We start from the raw sequence: 21,148 nt of genomic DNA, 5'->3' as shown, positions 1-21,148 counted from the left end.
GGCAGAACATTGTTATGCCCCTACCTCATATTCCTGATGTTACTTATCTACAGGAAAATTCACAACTATCGGTGGAAGACCGTTTTCTGTGGTTGATTGTCCATTGTTAACAACTGGTTGTGGATGCAAAGATGTTGGTGTCAATTCGCCTTTCCCAGTTTGATTCCATAAAATCATGGATAGTAGCCCATCCACTAAGCCGTTATTGCTGCCATTACTGCCAACTAAGACATCTGGTATTAAGCGGACATTGCGATCGCCTATAATCTGCATTAGTTGCATTGCCGTATAACCTTGTGGCCCCAAAGCTTCCACACCAGCGCGGTAGGTTTCAGCTTTAGCGTTACCTGTAGCCCGAATACCTTCAGCCTCAGCAATTGACCGAAGTTTTGTCCCCTCGGCTTCACCAGTCGCCTGCTTAATTTGGGCTTGGGCTTTTAGGTCAGCAATATGTACACTCTGCTCCGATTTCACCATTTCTTGCTGAATATCAGCGAGTGCTGTCTCCCGGACAAGCTGCTGCCGTTGGGTTTGCGCCATCTGCTGGACTTCATAAGTCTTGCGTTCTTCTTCAGCAATTTTCCGGTCTGTCTGTGTCTGCATTAATGACGCTGGTGGCTGAATATCACCAATCAGGGTGTCGATCGCTTGTACGTCATAAGCCCGCAATGCTGTTTTAATATACTCAGCAGCCTCAGATTGTCGTTCGCTCCGAGCGGTGAGAAAGTCTAGTACAGTATAGTCTTGGGCTGAGTTGCGGAAATAATTCCCGATAGTTGGTTCTAATACATGGTCTACTAGATTTTGCATTGCACCAACGCGAGAAATTACCTTCGGAGCATCTAAAGCACCCACATGGATAATTTGCGCTACTTCCAAATCAAAGGCAAACCCATCACGCGATCGCACTGTTAAAGAAGCCAGTTTAGCATCATAGCTGTGGCGTTCAGTCCGACCTGACCAGTTTAAAACAATGTTGGTCGTTGGCACGAGTTCAATCTTCATAATCCGAGAATTAATCGGGTGCTTACCAGGATATAGCGGTTCGACCCACACACCCTTATGTCCCTGATTCACCAAGTTACCGTGGGTGAAAGCTGCACCACTGACATCTTGATGCGCCTTACCCACGAAAGAAATTACTACACCCACATACCCAATGGGAATTTCGGTCATCGGCACTTGCTCAACTTGGACAAACCAAGGATTCAAGTTCCAAGAACCCGAAAGCAATATCTGTTCTTGCAAACCTCGCCGTCCACCGCCGTTAATAAATTTCTGACCATTTTGAAAGTTGTCGTGTCCCTCAATTATGGGGCCTGCGAGTTCACCAGCAGAGATTGGTAAACCATCTAAGGTAGTAACGATGCCTACTTTGTCAGACGCCAGATTGTACACCCGCAACTGTTCTGGAGTCATGCCATGAGTGCTAGCATTTGCTGCCATGATGACTTTAAACAGGGCGGTATTGATCCGGTACGTACCAGCCGTAAGAAAACCCATTTGCCGCCCTTTTTCCCCGCCTTGGGTGAGGAATTTCCGAGCATCTTGGAAGTTGTCACAACTGACAATTTTACCCAAAATCCGCTCTGGTGGGTTGGGTTGACCATCTGCTGCCACAATCAAAGCGATTTCCCCTTGGGGAACGACAACTACCGGGTCTTTTTTTACAGAATACTGCCAAGGCCAATAGCCCCAGTGCCAGCCAGGAGCTAAAGTATCTGCTTGCAAGCCAGCTTCGCCGTTGAGAGCAATTAAACTGCCGGCGGGGAGTCCACGCCCGGAAAGGGTAAATTTTCTAACTACAATACCGACTTCACGTTCGCCAATTACTACAAGTCCGCCAAAGAATAGGGGGACAAATATAACTAAACCCCCGACAACTAGGATGGGAACCACTACAACAGGATTAATTCCAGCAGCTTGATATTGAGTCCTGCTAATTTGTAACTGAGCAATATTTGATTTGGTCTGATTTTGCTGGACTGGTGCAGTAGTTGTTTTTACAGGGGTCGCATTGGCAGAGTGAATACTTCCAACCATCGTCAAAGATGTTGGCGCAGCCATCGCTAACGTTGCTACGATAGATGCTGCAAGACGAACTACCTTATTTTGTTTACGAGTACCAAGTAAAGATGAAAACCTTTTCATAATCTGTGCCCATCTGGGCAACTAATTAGCTAAGTTAACACTTCACTAAAACTAGGCTCGATTTCTTAAACTTGATGTAATTTTTTTAAAATTTAATAAATAATTTGTAGGCTGGACATTACCCAACCTACAGAGTTGAAATAGAAAGTAAAATTAGACCGAACCGCCAGCCGCTTGAAACCGAGCGCGGGCGCGTTTGAAGGCTTGATTTGCTTGAATTTGGGCTTGGCGATCGTCTGCTGACACTTGACTTAGACGAGCTTCTGCTTGGTTGTAAGCAGTACGCGCTTCATCAAGGTTAATTTTGTCGCCACGTTCAGCGCCGTTAACCAGAATTGTCACTTCATTTTCTTCGACTTCGGCAAAGCCACCCAAAAGGGCGATCGCTTCCCAATTCTGATTTTTAGCACCGCGAACTCGCATTACACCAGTATCTAGTGCGGTCAAAAGTGGTGCGTGTCCAGTTAGGATACCTAGTTGACCAGTAGTGCTAGGCAAAACTACTTCTTCAGCTGGGGCATCCCATACTGTTTTGTCTGGGGAAATTACACGAACGGTTAATGTCATTTGTCTTTTGTCCTTTGTCCTTTGTCTTTTGTCTTTTGCCACTAGTCATTAGCGATCGCACTAATGACTAATGTACAGACGCGATTAATCGCGTCTCTGACTAATGACTAACCTTTGATTTTTTCAGCTTTGGCGATCGCTTCGTTAATATCGCCAACCAAGTAGAAAGCCTGTTCTGGCAGAGCATCTAACTCACCAGACAGAATTTTTTGGAACCCTTTGATGGTGTCTTCTAACTTCACATATTTACCAGGAGAACCGGTAAACACTTCTGCCACAAAGAACGGCTGAGATAAGAAGCGCTCAACTTTCCGCGCCCGCGCCACGATTAAACGGTCTTCTTCAGACAATTCATCTAGACCGAGAATAGCGATAATGTCTTGGAGTTCTTTATAACGTTGCAGAGTTGATTGCACCGCCCGAGCAGTATTGTAGTGTTCGTCACCTACAATGTTTGGCTGGAGCATGGTGGAAGTGGAACCAAGGGGGTCAACTGCGGGGTAAATTCCCTTAGCTGCCAAACCGCGAGACAGTACTGTGGTTCCGTCCAAGTGGGCGAAGGTGGTAGCAGGGGCGGGGTCGGTGAGGTCATCCGCAGGTACGTACACTGCCTGAATGGAGGTAATGGAACCTTCTGTTGTCGAGGTAATCCGCTCTTGCAGTTCACCTACGTCGGTTCCCAATGTGGGCTGATATCCTACCGCAGAAGGCATCCGACCCAATAGCGCGGATACTTCCGAACCTGCTTGCACAAATCGGAAGATGTTGTCAATAAACAGCAGCACATCCTGCTTGTTCACATCCCGGAAGTACTCTGCTACTGTTAATCCCGAAAGACCAACCCGCATTCTAGCTCCGGGTGGTTCGTTCATTTGACCGTAGACTAGAGCAATTTTTGATTCGTTGAGGTTTTCGTTATTGATAACCCCAGATTCAATCATTTCGTTGTAGAGGTCATTGCCTTCACGGGTGCGCTCACCCACGCCAGCAAATACGGAGACTCCACCATGCTGGGTAGCGATGTTGTTGATCAACTCCATCATGATGACGGTTTTACCAACACCAGCACCGCCGAATAGACCAATCTTACCGCCGCGTCGATAGGGAGTCAGAAGGTCAACAACTTTAATCCCAGTCTCGAACACGGAAGGTTTGGTTTCCAGGTCGGTGAATTTGGGAGCAGAGCGGTGGATGGGTAAACTTGCCTCAGCATTTACAGGCCCCCTGTTATCCACAGGTTCGCCAAGGACGTTGAAAATCCGCCCCAAAGTGGCTTTACCAACTGGCACCGTAATGGGAGCGCCTGTATCGGTGACTTCAAAACCGCGCACTAAGCCTTCGGTAGAACTCATTGCAACAGTCCGCACTTGGTTGTCGCCCAGCAGTTGCTGTACTTCAACGGTGATGTTGATTTCTTGTCCAGATTCGTTAGTGCCAACGATTTTCAAGGCGTTGTAGATTTGTGGCAATTTCCCGCCGGGAAATTTAACGTCTACAACTGGGCCAATGATTTGGGTAATGTAGCCAATGTTTGTTTTTTCTGCGGTTGTGACCATGCTGCGCCTAATGATTGAAGCTATATTTCAGATACGGTCGGAGAAGACATAAAATTAAGCAATGTCACCTTTCAGATTAGCACTGAACGTCCCCACCTTCGCCTTAAATTGATCCTTAAGACTGGGGCTTGGGGATAATAGGCTAGGTTCCCGAACTGCTTGGGAGAATCGAAATCAAAAACTGCCATGTCTTGCAACAACAAGACACAGCAGCCATCAAAATAGGTTAAAAATGAATTTTAGGCTTTAGATGCAGCTTTCTGGTGTTGTTTGCGTTTTAGGAGCGAAGTTGCACCGCAAGCACCGAATGCAATTAAACCTAATACAGATCCAGGCTCGGGAACTGACTTACTTGCAGGAGTAAAAGAAAGATTGTCATATACAAACGCATTAGTCTCTCCTATTCCAGTAAGGACAACCTTGCTGATATTACCCAAAGATGAAGAAAACTTTAACTGCTTCCACTCTCCGACTGCTGGAGTAATGGTGTCAGTACCTAGTAGCAAATTGTTGATATCAAATGCTTGTAGCTGGAAAGTAGTAGGCTCAAATTCTTCAGGAAACAAGAAATCAAATCCTCCAGCAGCAAAGATAGAGAAATCACTTATCAAGTCAGCAAAACTGATTGTTTCTGGGTCTGTTGGTAAACCACCGTCTGATAAGGTCGTATCACGATTGAACGCTAAAAAGTTAGAGCCGCTGAGTGCGTTAACTCCAAAGTTGCTGCCTTGATTCAATATAGAGCCACCACTCAGTTGAAATGGGCCACTAAAGGTTACACCCAAGGGGGCATACAAATTAGTAAGGGCAGTAGTGTCAGAGAATAAAAATGGAGCATCTATAGGATTGCCATTAGCATCAGTGTCGAAGTCAATCAAGCCAGCCTGTGCTGTACTGAAGGTTCCTAGAGTTATAAATGCTGTGCCGATGGTAGCTATTGAGAATTTCATTACAATTGAAGTAGCCATAAAACTCATTTCTCCAAAAAAATGTGTTAACAGTGGAAATATCCTCAACTGCCTACGCGAAACTTTCAGCGAAATTGCACATAACGCCTCAATGACGACAGGTGAAGTTTCAGCCTTTCGCTGCGATCGCAGATATAAACACTAGTGAAAATAACTAAACTTTTAAACTTAGCTTTTGTCTTCTAGTTATTTCAAGAGGTTTTATCTGTGTTTTCCTCACTTGCTTATTCACTTAGATTAGTGGCAATTTTTTTTATGACTAGATTTTGTACGTGTATTCACATAAAAATTACATTCTAAACTAGAATAAATAACAGCCAGAGCTTAGATTTAATGGGACTTGTGTAAGCGGTATCAAATGAATATTTGGCTAAAACTTTGTAAACTTAAGTTGTTCCTTTAAAACAGATTTATCAACGTAATTATACGTATATATATTTAAATATACCGTAATAACACACTGTTATGATGCTTACCTATTAAAACCGTAGTGGTTAAAAACTTAGGGTAGCGATGCCTGCGGCGAGCTTCTCTAAGAGACGCTCCGCGTAGCTTGCTTCTCTGTAAGAGTACGCCAAGGCTTGCTAAATTCTATTAGAAAAGTTTACATAAAAAATCTGCTCTCTCTAGCGATCGCAGAAAGAGCAGCTTAATACCATTTATTCAAATAGTTACTACACACCTTCTCAACGCAATTTCGGAATCTGAATAATTAATAATCAGTATTTGGTACTTGGATACTATACATCTTTATGCTTATACTACTTTAAGAAAGCTTACATAAAAAATCTACTCTCCCTAGTGATCGCAGAAAGAGCAGCGTAATACCATTTATTCAAATAGTTACTACACATCTTTTCAATGCAATTTTGGAATCTTCCTTGATTAATAATCACTAATTCTTACTTGGATTCTCTACATCTTTACATTGCTTAAAACAGATTTCGCACAAACTTATACTACGTTAAGAAAGTTTACATAAAAAATCTGCTCTCTCTAGCGATCGCAGAAAGAGCAGCGTAATACCATTTATTCAAATAGTTACTACACATCCTCTCAACGCCATTTCGGAATCTAATCAATCAGTAATATGAGTAAATTAATGCTGTTTAATAGCTTTATATTATACGTTTTTACATTTTTTATGTAAAAGCTCTACTTCATACTATAAATATGTATATTTGTCAATACGTAGGAGCTATATTAACCTATTTTCATTTTCTGGATAGATTAATGCCATGAAACTTATGTACAAACTAGATTTTCAAATCTTCTGAATATCCCTAATATAAAAATAGGTAGAAAAAACTATTTTCAGTTCAGTCAAGGCGTTCTCGCTTCATCCTCACACTTCGACCAAGCAAAAGCTTATGAATTTCTCGTCAACACGACAATATTTTTATCAGGAGATTCAGCAGTCTGACGAACACATTGACCTAGCAAAGGCAGCTTTATATATTGCACAAGAAGAATATCCCAAGCTAGACCCAGAAGAATATCTCAACGCCCTTGATACAATGGCATGGGAGCTTCAAGAACGCCTGCCTGATTCACGATATCCTTTGCGGATGATTCAAAGTATTAATCAGTATCTTTATGAAGATTTAAAGTTTTCTGGTAACCAAATTGACTATTACGATCCGCGTAACAGCTTTTTCAATGATGTAATTGACCGTCGGCTAGGGATTCCTATTAGCTTGGCGTTGGTTTATCTGGAAGTTGCTCGACGGATCGATTTTCCGATGGTGGGTGTGGGGATGCCGGGACATTTCCTAATCCGCCCGGATATTGAAGATATAGAGATTTTTGTGGATGCCTTCAATGGCGGTGAAATAATATTTGCCCAAGATTGCGAAGAACGGCTGTCTCAACTTTATCAGCAACCTGTAACGCTACAACCAGAGTTTTTAGCTGTAGTCAGTAATCGGCAATTTTTGGCACGGATGCTGACAAATTTAAAATTTATTTACCTCAAACAGCAAGAGTTAGAAAAAGCACTGGCAGCAGTTGAACGAATTTTATTGCTATTTCCTAGTTTAACTTTAGAGTTACGCGATCGCGGTCTGATCTATTATCAACTTGGTTACTACCCCCAAGCCGTAGACGACTTACAAAATTATTTAGCAAAAGTTCCCGATGCCCAAGATGCATCTGTAATTCGGCGGCTACTTACGGAATTGGGGAAAGAGGAGTAGAGAGGCAGGGACAGGAGCAGGGGGCAGGGGAAGAAATAAGCAATACCTAATGACAAATGACAAATGACTAATTTTGTTGTTCCGCGACTCGTTTGAGGCGGCGGAGTTGGGCTTGCATATCTTTTTTTGTCCAAGATGCGGCGAAGGTGTTGAAACCCCAACTCACTAAAGGGTTAGGGATATCATATTCAAAGCGGTTGAGTAGGAGCGTTCCTTTTTCTGTTGGCTGACATTCCCAGCGATCGCGCCCTTGAAAAAATCCCTGAAATTCCCAAACTACCAAACCCGGTTGTCGTTCTACAACTACGCTATTCAACGTGGGTTTCAATAGAGGAATTTGAATGATAAAACGGCTTTCACTGCCAACATCAGTACTCCAAGCACCCACAGGTTCGCAACGGAGAACGGGGTTGAGCCAGCGATGCATGAGAGCTAAATCGCTAATACAACGCTCTACCACTGTAGCTGTAGCATTAATTTGAATCGATTGCTCCAAAACTTGGGACATTCTATAAGCTGTTACTCATTTAAATTGCACATCCACTAGTCAGATTGTCCTTTGTCCTTTGTCCTTGGTAAACCCAAATGACTAATGACGGTCTACACGGAAAATAGTGCAATACGTAGGCGCGTTAGCTTATCTCTGATGCTGTTGCTGCAATTAGAGTAACGCCAAATCTAGCACTATCAGTAGATTAAATCAAATATTAGTAACAAAGTCAAAAATTACTCTTGATATCAATGACATAAATATATGTTTTTACTGGTAAATTGATAGGCAAAACACTGACTCAGTGTTTGCGGCGAATACTTAAGCATAATTCCCGACAACCATGAACACAACTTGGCAAGGAATAACCGAGGTGATAGGAGTTGCTTTGTCCACAAGGGTACAGCAATTTTTGGCACAATCGCCCAGTCTGCAACCGATACAACCAGCAGTGAATCAAGGAATTGCTGATGTGCAAGGTATTGTTCAACAGTTAATTCTGTTTACGCCCCGTCTGCTGGGGGCAGTAGCAATTTTGTTAGTAGGTTTGCTAATTGCCTTCGGTGTAGCCGCGCTGACGCGAGGAATCCTCAATCGCACAAATATAGATAACCGCATTGCCGCAGGGGTAACGGGTCGTCAAGATGTTCCCCAAGTAGAGAAATTAATCTCCAGCTTAGTCTTTTGGAGCATTATTCTGTTGACGGCGGTAGCTGTTTTACAAGCATTAGATTTAGAGGTAGCGTCTCGACCTCTGAATAATTTTCTCAATCAACTTATTGGCTTTTTGCCAAAGTTGGTTGGTGCGGGAATCCTTTTGGTAACTGCCTGGTTTTTAGCCACCATCGTCAAGATTATCACTGTACGCTCATTACAGGCATTTAACCTGGATGAACGTTTAAATCCAGAACCAGAAGACAGGGTACCCAGCCTCAATCAGCTGTCTCTGAGTGAGACTATTGGTAATGCTCTGTATTGGTTTATATTTTTACTGTTTCTGGCTCCAGTTTTAGATACTCTTGAACTAAGGCAGGCTCTACAACCAGTACAAGCTCTCATTACAGAAGTTCTGCTAATTCTACCGAACATTTTAGCGGCGGCACTAATTGCTGTAGTTGGCTGGTTTATAGCTAATGTGGTACGGCGGATTGTAACAAACTTGCTGGCAACAACTGGCATCGACCATTTAGGTAGTCGGTTGGGATTATCTGCGGCTGCGGGGGTGCAACCTCTATCGAATATTATCGGCACAATTGTCTATGTTTTGATTTTGATTCCTGTGGCGATCGCAGCTCTCAATGCCTTAGAAATTAGTGCGATCTCTGTGCCTGCGATCGCAATGCTGCAACAGATTCTCAATGCCCTCCCTGCCATCTTTACAGCCCTGGCAATTTTGATTGTTGCTTATTTTGTGGGGCGGTTTATTGCGGATTTGGTTACAAGTATCCTTACCAATTTAGGGTTTAATAACATTTTTACTATTTTGGGTCTGACAACACCCAGTAGACGAATCGTAGTTTCAACAGAATCAACAACCCCCCCAATTCCAACCCGCACACCATCGGAGATTGCAGGCATTGTTGCCTTAGTGGGTATCATGCTATTTGCAACGGTGGCGGCGGTGAATATTTTGAATATTCCAGCCTTGACAGCATTAGTGTCTGGGATTGTGATCATATTCGGACGGATTTTGGCGGGATTGGTGATATTTGCCATTGGTTTATTCTTAGCAAATCTGGCTTTTAACATCATTACAAGTTCCGGCGACCGCCAAGCCCAAATTTTGGGACAAGTGGCGCGGATTGCCATCATTACCTTAGTTTCTGCAATGGCACTGCAACAGATTGGAGTTGCTAGTGATATTGTGAATTTAGCCTTTGGACTTTTACTCGGTGCGATCGCAGTTGCTATTGCCCTAGCCTTTGGTCTTGGGGGGCGCGATATTGCCCGCGAGCAAGTTCAAGAATGGCTAAACTCTTTTAAAGGTAGAAACTAATTCCTCTGTGACATCTCCCACCACTAAATCGTCCTTCCCGATTTTGGTGGGGGCTTCCAAGATAATCTGGCTACTGCTGTACATAGGCTCTTTGCTTTAAAGAGGGAATGATCTTTAATATGTAAGAGCTTTCTGCTGTTTTAGATAAATAACTGACTCTGCCTTTTAATATGCGATCGCTCTGGTAAGGTAGTAGATAAAATCAGCCTACCCAAACTTTCATAGTATGACTAACATTAAGATTTCCTTGCCTGAGTCAATGAAAGTCTTTGTCGAGGAACAAGTCGCTAAGGGCGGTTATAGTTCAGCTAGTGAATATCTTCAAGAGCTAATTTTTCAAGACCAACAGCGCAAAGGTCAAGAAGAAAAACGCGCTCAGTTGATAGCGAAATTTCAGACACAGGGTCAACTGAATAACGAGGAGTTTGAACTAATTGCAGATAAGTTAGCTGACGAGTTTACGGCATACTTTGGGTTAGATTTACCTATGCTGTCAGATTATGCTGTGACTCGTGAGAGTATTTACGAGGATCATCCTTAACAGTGGTATACCTCATAGATACTAATATTCTGCTGCGTTTTGTAGATCGCACTCACCCACTACACCCAATACTACGAACTGCCATCCGAAAATTGCGACGTGATGGACATACACTGCAAATCACAGCGCAAAACTGCGTTGAGTTTTGGAATGTTGCTACAAGACCAGCCACAAAAAACGGATTTGGCTTGACACCAACAGATGCAGATCGGCTGCTACAACTGATTGAGCGTCTCTTTCCATTGTTGCCTGATATGCCTACTATTTATCCTGAGTGGCGTAAGCTTGTTGTCGCATTCAGTGTATCAGGTATCCAAGTGCATGATGCTCGTCTCGTTGCTAATATGAAGGTAAGCAGTATGACGCATATTTTGACGTTAAATACCAAAGATTTCATTCGCTATGCGTCTGAAGGAATTGTAGCGGTTGATCCAATAACACTGTAATGATTCAATGTGCGATCGCCCTTTACTAGTAAATTTGACTCGACGATTGATAGAAAGAACGTTGTAGTAAGAACACTAAGAACTAGGAAACTCTAACTCACTGCTTCCTCGCCCTAACTGTGCCGTCTGAGGTGGTAGATGTTGTTCTAACCAATCTTCTAAATCAGCTAGTACTTCGTGGTAATTTAGGTCACACTGAATTTCGTGATAGGCTCCCGGATACTCGATTCTCAGCTTATCTGTGCAATTTACCCGTTGGTAAAATATATCACTTCCCGCAGGTAAAGCAACTCGGTCTGCACCACCGTGGAGAATCAACAATGGTAATTGCCAATCAGCTGCGTGAGCATAAATCCAATCAACTGTTGCAAAAAATTCTGTAGCCAGACGGGCAGTAGCAAGGGTATGTCGCAGTGTATCCTGAGCGATGGCGGCTAAAACCTGCTGATCTCGTGAACCAGCACTCAGATCAATGCCTGTATTCAGGGTAAAACGCGGCCACACCCGTGAGAGCATTTTTCCTAAAAGCACCCGAATCGGTGAAACTCCAACTTTCCCTAAGCTTGGCGCTAGAGCGATCGCACCTTGCAAAACTGATGCTTTTTGGGGATGGCGTAGAATATAATCTAAGACAATCACCCCACCTAAACTATGACCCAAAAGAAAAATTGGGCATTCAGGATTCTGAGTCTGAATTAACTGTAAAAAGGCTCCTAAATCTTCGCAAAACTCACTCCAAGCGTTGATATAGCCTCGCTGGCCCGATGAGCGTCCATGACCACGCAAATCTAAGGCGTAGACAGCATATTGTTTGGGTATCAAATGCTGAACTATATTATTGTAGCGATCGCTGTGTCCTCCAAGTCCATGCACAATGGCTAATATTGCCCGTGCTTTACCCTCTGGATACCAGCTTTGGTAATACAGTTCAAGTCCTCCAACACCTTGAAATCTGCCTTCTCTACGAGACACGATGCGATCGCTATGGTCAATCATCTGGTTAGTTTTTTAGATATTCTCCCAGCAAGCTATTAACATGTCAACTAATTATTAACCAACAGGAGCCAAATTATACGTTATTTCCTCAATTACATGTTGTGGTAAGGGTTTATTGCTCTAAAAAGTTTGTAACTTTGAAATTTGATGTTCCCTCCCAACAGTGATTTAAAAACGCATTTACCTGAGCATCTGCTGAGTCAGCCGATTCTCTAGAAGCGTTAAATTGCACTGCTGTCACAATATATTCAAAAATAATTACAAACTCTTTTCGGGGTGAAATTCTTTCGACTACAATTGTTTCACCTATTTTAGGAACTTGAGGCACATTCACTACAAATGTCTCAATTTTCGGTTTATCTAGTGGATTTTTGAAATTGAAATATTTACAGTAAACAATAATTTTCACTTAGACAACCACCAATAACATTATAGATAATCTAAATTATTCTTTAATTGGAAGATTATAAATATTATAATAGTTTTAAAAAAAATATCTACCAATTTATGCAAATAATCCAAAATCCGGCTACAAGATGTAAACCTGTAAGCCCAGATGAAATCTAACAAATCTTAACTACGAATTACGAATTATTTACCCTGCCATAGTTGCCGTAACGACTGAAAAATCCTTACAAATCTCTCTTCTAGCCAGAGCATAATATAATCAACCCATTCTAAAAGTTGCTCTAAGGGGTGCTTTTCGTAACCTATTGAAGTTGCTTTAGTTTCTATCCAGTCTGGCTGCGCCTCAACTTGAGTGCTTTGGTGAAAATGCTGGTGTAAAATTTCCCCCTTCTGACTCTCGTTTTTAGATTGGGAAATACTAGTTCTGGTTTGTTTTGTAGAGGCAACTTTTCCAGATGTTTTTTTACTTCTTCGCACCAAACCAGATCCAACTTTAGGTTGCCTTATAGTTAAATTATTTTGTGGAAAATGTCCTGCTGATATTGAGGCTAAAGCAGGATTTGTCTCTCTAGAAAGTGCAACTGGTTTTTGGGCGATGGTTTCGGTGTCGCCAAATAGATCATTCCATGTTAGCCAAGGATTACCTGTTAAATCTTGGTTTTCCAACTGAGAGCTTTTGGACAAAGACTTTCTACGTGATGATAATAGTTTACCTGGCAATTTCTCATCGCTAGTTGTTGACTCAAGTGTTTTTCTATTCCCAACACCAAAAAAGTAATTAAGCGCTGCCTCAATTAAAGCCTGAACATTCAGCCTATGAGTTTCTAAACTGTCAGCATTGGCTGTAATTTCTCCTTTAGCAGCTAATTGCTCTTTGCCATAAAGAAATATATTTAACTGACTTTGGGCAACTTGAACAACTTTTTGACTACGTTCTTGTACAGGTACTAAAGCATTTGATTCCAATTTAGCAAAAGCTATATCTAGAAATGCTAATAATTTATCTGTATTAAGTAAATCTTTTGGTACCCCTTCAGCTAAAACTGAATTTTTAGCTATATTTCCATCAGTGAGTTTTGCTAATAAATGGTCAATTTGTGGTAATAGTTCCGTTTCTTTTTTAGCTATAATCAACCGCCAAGACTTCCAATAATTAGCAATTTCGTTAATAATGCGGTCTTCTAGTATTGCCTGTTGCTGGGGTGTCAAAATATCTAGAATTTCATTGTCGGCAGTAACAAGTACTAAACTACGATCTATCAAATTTGTGGCAATTCCCCGCACTACTGCAAGCTGCTGATGGAGAGCATTTTCTAGCTGTAAAGGGTTGAGACTTCCGCTCTGATTATCAGTAATATTTGATAATTGAGTAAGATTAGGATTATTTGTATACTTTTTAGCAAATTTTAGCCGTAAAACTCCCAAGAAAGCCAAAGGTTTGAAAAATTCAACTGTTTTTGCAGGATTAGAAGCAGCTTCATTAGATGACAGATAATTGACTGCCTCTAGTACATGTTGAATGGGACTATCAACATTTGGAATTTTGGGTTGGAAACCGGTATCATTTGGTTGTAACTTTAGTCTAGTTTGTGGTTCTTTGGTCTGTAGCGTTTTCCCAGATGATTCAGATGACTGAAACAGTAGATACACTGGGTAAAGTAGTGCCTCCACACCCCACTTAGTAGCAACTTGCAAATGCCGGAAGGTGTGTTCCCACTGTTGTGTCACCCGCCGAGATTGCTGGTGGACAAAGTTAAATAGTCTGCTTTGATAACGCCCAGAGGAACCAGAAGACATAGTAGTAATTTTTTAGTTCAAGTCTTGTATAAGTTGTGAGACTCGCGCCAAACAATAAAAACGACCAACACCTCATCTTAGCGAATATATGACCCCGACTGTCTCTCAATCCCAGACCAAAATCATCTCACAAGCAATTGAGCAACTGCGCTCTTTTTGTCAAGTTAATCTTCAGTCTACTTGGCTATACCAGGAATCTGACCTGATTATTACTGATGTTGTAGCTGCTGATTTGTCTCATTGGCAACCTGTCCAGTTGAATGCTAAAGAACATATTGCTTGGACAGGCAAGAAAAAAGTGTTATGGCTAGTGCAAAGATTGGTGGTTCCCCAAGATTTACAGGGCTATCCCTTAGCTGGGTTATCTTTGCGGCTGGCGCTGGTTTGGTGGGCGGATTCTGCTGAGATTTATGTAAATGGGGAGTTAGTGCTGGAGGGTGATTTATTTGATTGTTCGCCTAGAGTGCTTCTCAGTCGAGGGGTAACGCCTGGGGAAGAGTTTATTGTGGCTTTGCGGTTAGTGAGTCCGGGGCATTGTGATGGTGCTTTAGTGCGATCGCTCCTAGTTTATGAGTCTACTGTTGATAATAATCCCGATCCGGGGTTTGTGGCTGATGAGTTGGCTGTGGTGCAACTTTATTTGGAAAAGTTTGCGCCGGAGAGGTTGGATGTTTTGGCGGCGATGGTGGGGGAGGTTACGAACCGCCAAGACGCCAAGGACACGGAGGAAGAAAAGGGAGAGTTCGTAAAGTCGTTTTTGTCTCTACGTCAAAATTTAATTCAATCTGACATCGGCGTTTGGGGGGATCAAAAATCCAAAATTTTCTTGTTGGGTCATGCTCATTTAGATTTAGCATGGCTATGGCCTGTGAGTGAAACTTGGAATGCGGCGCAAAACACTTTTGAATCAGTTTTGAAGTTACAAGCAGATTTTCCTGAGTTAATTTTTTGTCATTCGACTCCTGCACTTTATGCCTGGATTGAAGAACATCGCCCGGATTTATTCAGGGCAATTCAAGCACAGGTAGTTGCTGGACGTTGGGAAGTTGTCGGCGGAATATGGGTGGAACCGGAACTCAACATAATTGCAGGTGAATCAATAGTCCGTCAGCTATTGTATGGTCAGCGTTACATTCAAGAAAAATTTGGTAAGCTTTCAACTGTGGTATGGGTTCCAGATTCTTTTGGTTTTTGTGCCACTTTACCGCAGTTTTTCGCTAATGCCGGAATTGAGTATTTTGTTACTCAGAAGTTGCGGTGGAATGATACTACTAAATTTGATTATGGGGCTTTTTGGTGGCGATCGCCTGACGGTAGCGAAGTCTTTAGTTTGATGTCTGCACCCATCGGTGAAGCTATAGACCCAGTTAAAATGGCATCCTACGCTCTTGAATGGCAATCCCAGACTGGTTTAGCACAATCCCTCTGGCTTCCCGGTGTCGGCGACCACGGCGGCGGCCCCACCCGTGATATGTTAGAAACCGCCCAACGTTGGCAAAAGTCCCCTTTCTTCCCAGACTTAGAATTTACAACGGCTGAAAAATATTTACAACAAATCAAATCAGGAGTCAGAATTCAGGAGTCAGAATTCAGGAGTTATTCTCCCTCTGCTTCCTCTGCTTCCCCTGCCTCCCCTGCCTCCCCTGCCTCTCCTCCTTTCCCCACCTGGAATGACGAACTATACCTCGAATTCCATCGCGGTTGCTACACTACACACGCAGACCAAAAACGCTGGAATCGTCGTTGTGAAAATTTATTGTATGAAGCTGAACTATTTGCTACTTTGGCAACCGTAAGCTGTGGTGTGACATATCCTAAAGCAGAAATCGAAGCAGCTTGGAAACTGGTGTTATTTCAACAGTTTCACGATATTTTACCTGGTTCTTCAATTACCCAAGTTTACACGGATGCGTTGCCCGAATGGCAGAAAGTGGAACAAATGGGAACGAAGATATTACAGGAATCACTTTTAGCGATCGCATCTTACATTACCCTATCAGAACCGCCAAAACCCGATAGTTTGTCTATTTTCGTTTTCAATTCTCTCAATTGGCAACGCTCTGAAGTAGTGTCTGTACCCTTACCCACGCCACCAACCACTACCCAGGAATGGCAGATTTACGATGCTTCTGGAAACCAGCTTGTCTCCCAATTATCTGAACCATCAATCCTACAATTTCTCGCTATCGAAATTCCACCCATAGGCTACCGTATATTTTGGCTTTCCCCCTCATCTCCCTTATCTCCCTTATCTCCCTCATCTCCCCCACTCCTCCCAGACTGGATTTTAGAAAATGAATTCTTACGAGTTGTTATAGACCCTGATACTGGAGATTTATCAAGTGTTTTTGACAAAACTTATCAACGAGAAGTTTTGAGTGGGGCAGGGAATCAACTACAAGCTTTTAAAGACAGTGGTCAATATTGGGATGCTTGGAATATAGACCCCAATTACGCTCAACATCCCTTACCCTCAACAAATCTTCTATCTATTCAGTGGTTAGAACAAGGGCCAGTGCAAAGTCGTGTGCGCGTGGTGCGTCAGTTGGGTGAATCGGAATTTTGCCAAGACTATATTCTGCAAGCTAATTCACCTCTGCTGAAAATAGCTACTACTGTCAACTGGCAAGAAAATCATGTATTAGTAAAAGCTGCTTTTCCTTTGAATATTGAAGCAGGCTTTGCTACTTATGAAATTCCCTGTGGCGCTATTCGCCGTCCAACTAAACCGCAAACCCCGGCAGAACAAGCAAAATGGGAAGTCCCCGCCTTACGTTGGGCTGATTTAACAACAGAAGACACAATCCAAAATTGTTGTGGTGTTAGTTTGCTGAATGATTGTAAATACGGTTACGACAGCAAACCAAATCAACTCCGCTTAACACTCCTACGCAGTCCTAATTGGCCAGACTCAGAGGCTGATAGAGGTTTTCACGAGTTCACATATACTTTGTATCCCCATGTTGGTAGCTGGGAATCAGCCCATACAGTACGCCGTGGCTATGAATTGAATATACCCTTACAAGTGATATTGAATCCCGTTAATCAAAACTTAGATAAAAATTCTCCCCTCTCAGCTAGCAAAGAGGGGTTGGGGGTGAGTTTCCTAGATTTATCAGCTGAAAATTTAATCTTGATGGCCTTCAAGCCATCTGAGGATGACCCACAGCAGTTAATTCTGCGGTGTTATGAATGTCACGGAGAAACAGCCGAGTTATCTTTGCAAAGCGATTTAGGGTTAAATCTAGGAGATACAGTAGACTTGTTAGAGCGTTCCTCTACTACTGAATTCTCATCTGAGCAACAAATATTGACGATACAGCCTTGGAAAATCGCCAGTTTCAAGGTAATACCAGCGATTAATCCCAAGCTAGAGTAAGCAACTAGTACTATGTCAGTGGTCAATTGTGGTTTTCCACAAACCATTGACAAATGACAAATGACAAATGACTCTTTTAGTCTTCGTGGTCATCAAACGGATCGTTCAATTGCTTGCTAGGAGGGCCAAAGGAGGTATAAATCGAAATTCCCGTGATGGCAATTACCACGGCAGCCACAGAAATGCTAAGAACTATTGCGGGTTCCATAATTGAGGAATAGATGATGAGTGCTATTCTTATAGAATATTACAGAAGATTAAAAAAAGCTTTGGCAAGTAATATTAGGTGAACTATGGCACAAAGGACTAGGTTGGGAGATATCCTGAAACCACTGAACTCTGAGTATGGGAAAGTGGCTCCAGGTTGGGGTACTACCCCTGTGATGGCTGTTTTTATAGGGCTATTTTTTGTGTTTCTGCTAATTATTCTGCAACTTTACAATAGAACACTGTTGGTTGAGGATGTAGTAGTCGATTGGCGGAGTTTAGGACGCTAAAGCATACACAGCTATCAAGTTTGGATAACAAGTTATGTTACACCCGGTTCTTCCGGGTTTTTTTATGAATTGCGATTTGCTACTGGGCAAGGTCTTGCGCCCCTAGTAGAAATAATTTGAGATAATTTATTTTTTGCAAGTCTCTTTATGTTGGTCATTCATGTCCTTTGACAACCTCTGCAAACTTTTGTCCGAAAAGCATCCTGCCACGTTTGCCAGTTGGGTATTAGGTACACCGCAAACTGGTGTCACAGTCCTCAAAACTGAATTGAGTATTGAACTAATTCGTGCTGATTACGTCACATTCCTACAACTTCAAGAACGCATTCTCCACCTAGAATTTCAAACCAAGCTCGAATCTACACCACCCCTACCCCTGCGGATGCTTGATTATTGGGTAAGGTTGTATCGGTTGTATCGTTTACCAATCACTCAAGTTGTCGTATTATTGCTTCCTCCTACACCAGGGACAGTGATTGAAACTGTCTTCAATGTCGAAACTACCCGTCACGAATATCGCGTAATTTGCTTATGAGAAGAAAATCCCGAACTATTTCTCAACAACCAGGCTTTGTTACCCTTAGCACCACTAACAGCAACCACCCAACCCCAAGCCTTGTTGCAACAAGTGCTAGAACGAGTAAATCAACTTGAGCAAAGAGAACGACTAGAAATTTCGGCCTACACTCAAATCTTAGCCGGGTTAAAATACGAAAAAGACTTGATTAGAAATTTGTTTCGGGAGGGTATGATGCGCGAATCAGTGATTTATCAAGAGATTCTCGCTGAAGGAGAACAGCGAGGAGAACAGCGCGAACGATCGCTCATTGTTCGTCAACTAACTCGGCGCGTGGGAGAATTACCTCAAGAGGTGCGTGAGCGAATTGAAACCCTCGACTTAGAGCAATTAGAAAATCTTGGTGAAGCTTTGTTAGATTTTCAGGCGATCGCAGATTTAGAAACTTGGTTTAATACATTAGAGTAGAAGCGCTAATAATAACTTCTCACTTAACAGTTAAAAATTTATTACTTTCAATGCTGGGCAAAATAAAGCCAGCACTATAACCAGTAACACGCCCTAGTTTGCGAGGCATGACCTAATATATTCAAAACTGTAATTGTTCTAAGTCTTTGATTGTCAGAGACATAAGGCATCACTCCCTCGTGGGGCAATCGCTTTCTATGATAGGCGATTATTGAGTAGACTACATAAATATGTGAGTCTATGTAGTGGTTTTAGAGTTTACAGGAGACAAAAATGAATATATTTGGTATTGGTCTGCCGGAAATGGCTGTAATTATGATAGTAGCGCTGTTAATCTTTGGCCCAAAGAAGCTGCCAGAGATTGGTCGGAGTGTAGGTAAAACTATTCGTAGTTTCCAAGAAGCTTCCAAAGATTTTCAAAACGAGTTTCAAAAAGAAGCAGAACAGTTAGAAGAAGCTGTCAAGACTACTGCTGAATTGGAACCTAAGCAAATCTACCCTGCTAAATCTGAGCAGGATACCACTAATTCTTCCCAACCTAGCTAGTACCGCAAGGCGGAAGTTAAAAGTCAAAAGTCAAAAGTCAAAAGTTAAAAGGCTTTAATTCTGGACTTTTTGGCTGTAATGAAATGATAGGTTTATTTTTGCCGCTCTGTACTATGAGAGTGCTGCATATCAATTGACTGTAGGCAAAATGACAGAAGCTGTTAAGCAACCAGCTTTAGTGATTCCCCAGCTAATTGTCGGGTTGGGGAATCCAGAAAGCAAGTACGACCAAACACGCCATAATATCGGCTTTGCTGCTGTAGAAACTCTTTCGCGTTCTTGGCGCATTTCCTTAGCAGAAAACCGCAAGTTTCAGGGTGAGTATGGCGAGGGTGTGGCCCCAGGTGGAGGTAAGATTCGCTTGCTCAAGCCGTTAACTTATATGAATCGCTCAGGACAAGCAATACAAGCGGTAACTAGTTGGTATAAATTGCCGCCTGAATCAGTGCTGGTGATTTATGACGATATGGATTTGCCTTTGGGAAAAACTCGTTTGCGGTTATCTGGTTCGGCTGGGGGACATAACGGTATGAAAAGTGCGATCGCACATCTTAGTACCCAAAACTTTCCCCGTTTGCGAATCGGTATTGGTAAACCCAAAGGTGCAGCTAACAACGATGATTCTGATGCTGTTTCTCATGTGCTGGGGCGATTTTCGGCAGCAGAAAATCAGCAGATGTCTCTTGTACTTCAGTTCGTGGTTGAGTGTATTGAACTAAGCCTCAAGCAGGGAGTAGAAAAGGCGATGAATATTTGTAATAGCCGCACCATTAATAATTCTGAGTCTTAGGGTTGGATGAATACTGCCTTGTAAGTTTGGCAAAGACGCTTATTTTAGTTGATGGGCAGCGATTTTAGCTTGTTCTATCTAACTGAAATAAACCCCTTAACGCCTTCTGTACATAGAACTAAGTGACTTATCTACACCCTAATTTGAGGTGCGGCATAGTTTGCTTAAATTTTGTAAGAATAATGGCGATGTCTACGACGGGCTAGGACTACATGCTGTTGCCTGTTTTAGGTCATAACCTCAAGCAACGCCAGTATCACATCAAATAGATTTATTTAAAACGTCTTGTGCGTCTAGCTGCCACTGCCTTACGTTTGCGCTTCTCTATCGGTGTTTCAAAGTGCCGATGATATTTCACATCAGCTAATATCCCAGCTTTGGAAACCTGACGTTTAAACCGACGCAAAGCTGAGTCTATTCCTTCGTTCTCTCCTAGAACCACCTGGGTCATTCTTGCCTGTTCCTCATCATCAATAGTTTCCATTCTAATATTACCCCCAACCTTAGTAAAACCCCCCTAACCTAAAATCATCATTAAAAGGCTATTCATCCCCTTGAAGAGGGTTATGTGTACTTCTACGTCGTGAAATTGGTACTTAACTAAATGCTAATCTAAGTGTCATAATGCACTTTCAGATTCAATAAAGATGATGGGAAAATTATAATATTAAATTTTTATTACTGTAATATTAACTAGCTAATATTAAATTAATGTCTAACAATAAATTTAGTAAAATATGATGATTCATACAGATTTTTAAAGTTAATCCACCCTCATTAAATAATTTATATGATACTTTTAATGTGACGAAAATAATAAATAAACTTTAAATGCTAGTT

18 protein-coding genes and 1 pseudogene are annotated in these 21,148 nt (G+C 42.2%); 9 read left to right on the top strand and 10 right to left on the bottom strand.

Going from position 1 to position 21,148, the window contains the following annotated elements:
* Nucleotides 1-39: 39 nt before the first annotated feature.
* The 4 genes from RMY00_RS25920 to RMY00_RS25905 form a co-directional block, all read right to left on the bottom strand.
* Complete coding sequence (locus tag RMY00_RS25920; RefSeq protein WP_322650298.1) at nucleotides 40-2,151, bottom strand: flotillin family protein; 2,112 nt, start codon at nucleotides 2,149-2,151, stop codon at nucleotides 40-42.
* A 153-nt stretch (nucleotides 2,152-2,304) separates the two neighbouring features.
* Complete coding sequence (gene atpC, locus RMY00_RS25915; protein WP_094348863.1) at nucleotides 2,305-2,718, bottom strand: ATP synthase F1 subunit epsilon; 414 nt, start codon at nucleotides 2,716-2,718, stop codon at nucleotides 2,305-2,307.
* 107 nt (nucleotides 2,719-2,825) lie between these two features.
* Nucleotides 2,826-4,274: a F0F1 ATP synthase subunit beta gene (atpD, locus tag RMY00_RS25910; RefSeq protein WP_012410748.1), complete on the bottom strand. Its 1,449-nt coding sequence runs from the start codon at nucleotides 4,272-4,274 to the stop codon at nucleotides 2,826-2,828.
* Nucleotides 4,275-4,513: 239 nt separating this feature from the next.
* Nucleotides 4,514-5,242 carry a PEP-CTERM sorting domain-containing protein gene (locus RMY00_RS25905; RefSeq protein WP_322650297.1) on the bottom strand — a complete coding sequence of 243 codons (729 nt, stop codon included), beginning with the start codon at nucleotides 5,240-5,242 and terminating at the stop codon, nucleotides 4,514-4,516.
* 1,370 nt (nucleotides 5,243-6,612) lie between these two features.
* On the opposite strand from RMY00_RS25905, the gene RMY00_RS25900 reads away from it, so the two are divergent.
* Entirely contained in the window at nucleotides 6,613-7,437 is an 825-nt protein-coding gene (locus RMY00_RS25900) for a SirB1 family protein (RefSeq protein ID WP_322650296.1), read from the top strand.
* Between the two features lie 67 nt (nucleotides 7,438-7,504).
* Here RMY00_RS25900 and RMY00_RS25895 read toward each other — a convergent pair whose 3' ends face one another.
* Complete coding sequence (locus RMY00_RS25895; protein ID WP_322650295.1) at nucleotides 7,505-7,945, bottom strand: SRPBCC family protein; 441 nt, start codon at nucleotides 7,943-7,945, stop codon at nucleotides 7,505-7,507.
* Between the two features lie 325 nt (nucleotides 7,946-8,270).
* Between RMY00_RS25895 and RMY00_RS25890 the strand changes: the two genes are divergently transcribed.
* The 3 genes from RMY00_RS25890 (at nucleotide 8,271) to RMY00_RS25880 (ending at nucleotide 10,910) form a co-directional block, all read left to right on the top strand.
* Nucleotides 8,271-9,923, top strand: a complete 1,653-nt coding sequence (locus RMY00_RS25890; protein WP_322650294.1) for a mechanosensitive ion channel — start codon at nucleotides 8,271-8,273, stop codon at nucleotides 9,921-9,923.
* Nucleotides 9,924-10,149: 226 nt separating this feature from the next.
* Nucleotides 10,150-10,464, top strand: coding sequence for a hypothetical protein (locus RMY00_RS25885; protein ID WP_322650293.1), 315 nt, complete (start codon nucleotides 10,150-10,152; stop codon nucleotides 10,462-10,464).
* A 2-nt stretch (nucleotides 10,465-10,466) separates the two neighbouring features.
* The gene (locus RMY00_RS25880; protein WP_322650292.1) at nucleotides 10,467-10,910 is read left to right on the top strand and encodes a type II toxin-antitoxin system VapC family toxin; all 444 of its coding nucleotides are present in this window, start codon (nucleotides 10,467-10,469) and stop codon (nucleotides 10,908-10,910) included.
* Between the two features lie 75 nt (nucleotides 10,911-10,985).
* Here the strand turns inward: RMY00_RS25880 and RMY00_RS25875 are convergent, their stop codons facing one another.
* From RMY00_RS25875 to RMY00_RS25865, 3 genes are all read right to left on the bottom strand, one after another.
* The gene (locus tag RMY00_RS25875) at nucleotides 10,986-11,906 is read right to left on the bottom strand and encodes an alpha/beta hydrolase (RefSeq protein ID WP_322650291.1); all 921 of its coding nucleotides are present in this window, start codon (nucleotides 11,904-11,906) and stop codon (nucleotides 10,986-10,988) included.
* A gap of 112 nt (nucleotides 11,907-12,018) precedes the next feature.
* Complete coding sequence (locus RMY00_RS25870; RefSeq protein WP_322650290.1) at nucleotides 12,019-12,315, bottom strand: hypothetical protein; 297 nt, start codon at nucleotides 12,313-12,315, stop codon at nucleotides 12,019-12,021.
* A gap of 182 nt (nucleotides 12,316-12,497) precedes the next feature.
* On the bottom strand, nucleotides 12,498-14,111 hold the full coding sequence (locus tag RMY00_RS25865) for a hypothetical protein (protein ID WP_322650289.1): 1,614 nt from the start codon (nucleotides 14,109-14,111) through the stop codon (nucleotides 12,498-12,500).
* Between the two features lie 88 nt (nucleotides 14,112-14,199).
* Between RMY00_RS25865 and RMY00_RS25860 the strand changes: the two genes are divergently transcribed.
* Nucleotides 14,200-17,490 (top strand): alpha-mannosidase, encoded by a 3,291-nt coding sequence (locus tag RMY00_RS25860; protein ID WP_322650288.1) that lies wholly within the window; start codon nucleotides 14,200-14,202, stop codon nucleotides 17,488-17,490.
* A 76-nt stretch (nucleotides 17,491-17,566) separates the two neighbouring features.
* Here RMY00_RS25860 and psbN read toward each other — a convergent pair whose 3' ends face one another.
* Nucleotides 17,567-17,698 (bottom strand): photosystem II reaction center protein PsbN, encoded by a 132-nt coding sequence (psbN, locus tag RMY00_RS25855; protein WP_109011889.1) that lies wholly within the window; start codon nucleotides 17,696-17,698, stop codon nucleotides 17,567-17,569.
* Between the two features lie 85 nt (nucleotides 17,699-17,783).
* Here psbN and psbH point away from each other — a divergent pair, with 85 nt between their 5' ends.
* The 4 genes and pseudogenes from psbH to pth all read left to right on the top strand — a co-directional run bounded on the left by psbH (nucleotide 17,784) and on the right by pth (nucleotide 20,308).
* Complete coding sequence (gene psbH / locus RMY00_RS25850; RefSeq protein ID WP_322650287.1) at nucleotides 17,784-17,987, top strand: photosystem II reaction center phosphoprotein PsbH; 204 nt, start codon at nucleotides 17,784-17,786, stop codon at nucleotides 17,985-17,987.
* A 160-nt stretch (nucleotides 17,988-18,147) separates the two neighbouring features.
* Nucleotides 18,148-18,972: pseudogene (locus RMY00_RS25845) on the top strand (Rpn family recombination-promoting nuclease/putative transposase).
* 273 nt (nucleotides 18,973-19,245) lie between these two features.
* Nucleotides 19,246-19,518 (top strand): TatA/E family twin arginine-targeting protein translocase, encoded by a 273-nt coding sequence (locus tag RMY00_RS25840; RefSeq protein ID WP_322650286.1) that lies wholly within the window; start codon nucleotides 19,246-19,248, stop codon nucleotides 19,516-19,518.
* A gap of 148 nt (nucleotides 19,519-19,666) precedes the next feature.
* Nucleotides 19,667-20,308 (top strand): aminoacyl-tRNA hydrolase, encoded by a 642-nt coding sequence (gene pth, locus RMY00_RS25835; RefSeq protein WP_322650285.1) that lies wholly within the window; start codon nucleotides 19,667-19,669, stop codon nucleotides 20,306-20,308.
* Nucleotides 20,309-20,579: 271 nt separating this feature from the next.
* Here pth and rpsU read toward each other — a convergent pair whose 3' ends face one another.
* Nucleotides 20,580-20,759 carry a 30S ribosomal protein S21 gene (gene rpsU / locus RMY00_RS25830; protein WP_069073049.1) on the bottom strand — a complete coding sequence of 60 codons (180 nt, stop codon included), beginning with the start codon at nucleotides 20,757-20,759 and terminating at the stop codon, nucleotides 20,580-20,582.
* Nucleotides 20,760-21,148: the final 389 nt, after the last annotated feature.

The organism is Nostoc sp. ChiVER01 (assembly GCF_034531155.1).
GTDB lineage: Bacteria > Cyanobacteriota > Cyanobacteriia > Cyanobacteriales > Nostocaceae > Nostoc.
Note: the sequence above shows the minus strand (reverse complement) of the source record. Positions and strands in the feature narration are given on the sequence as shown.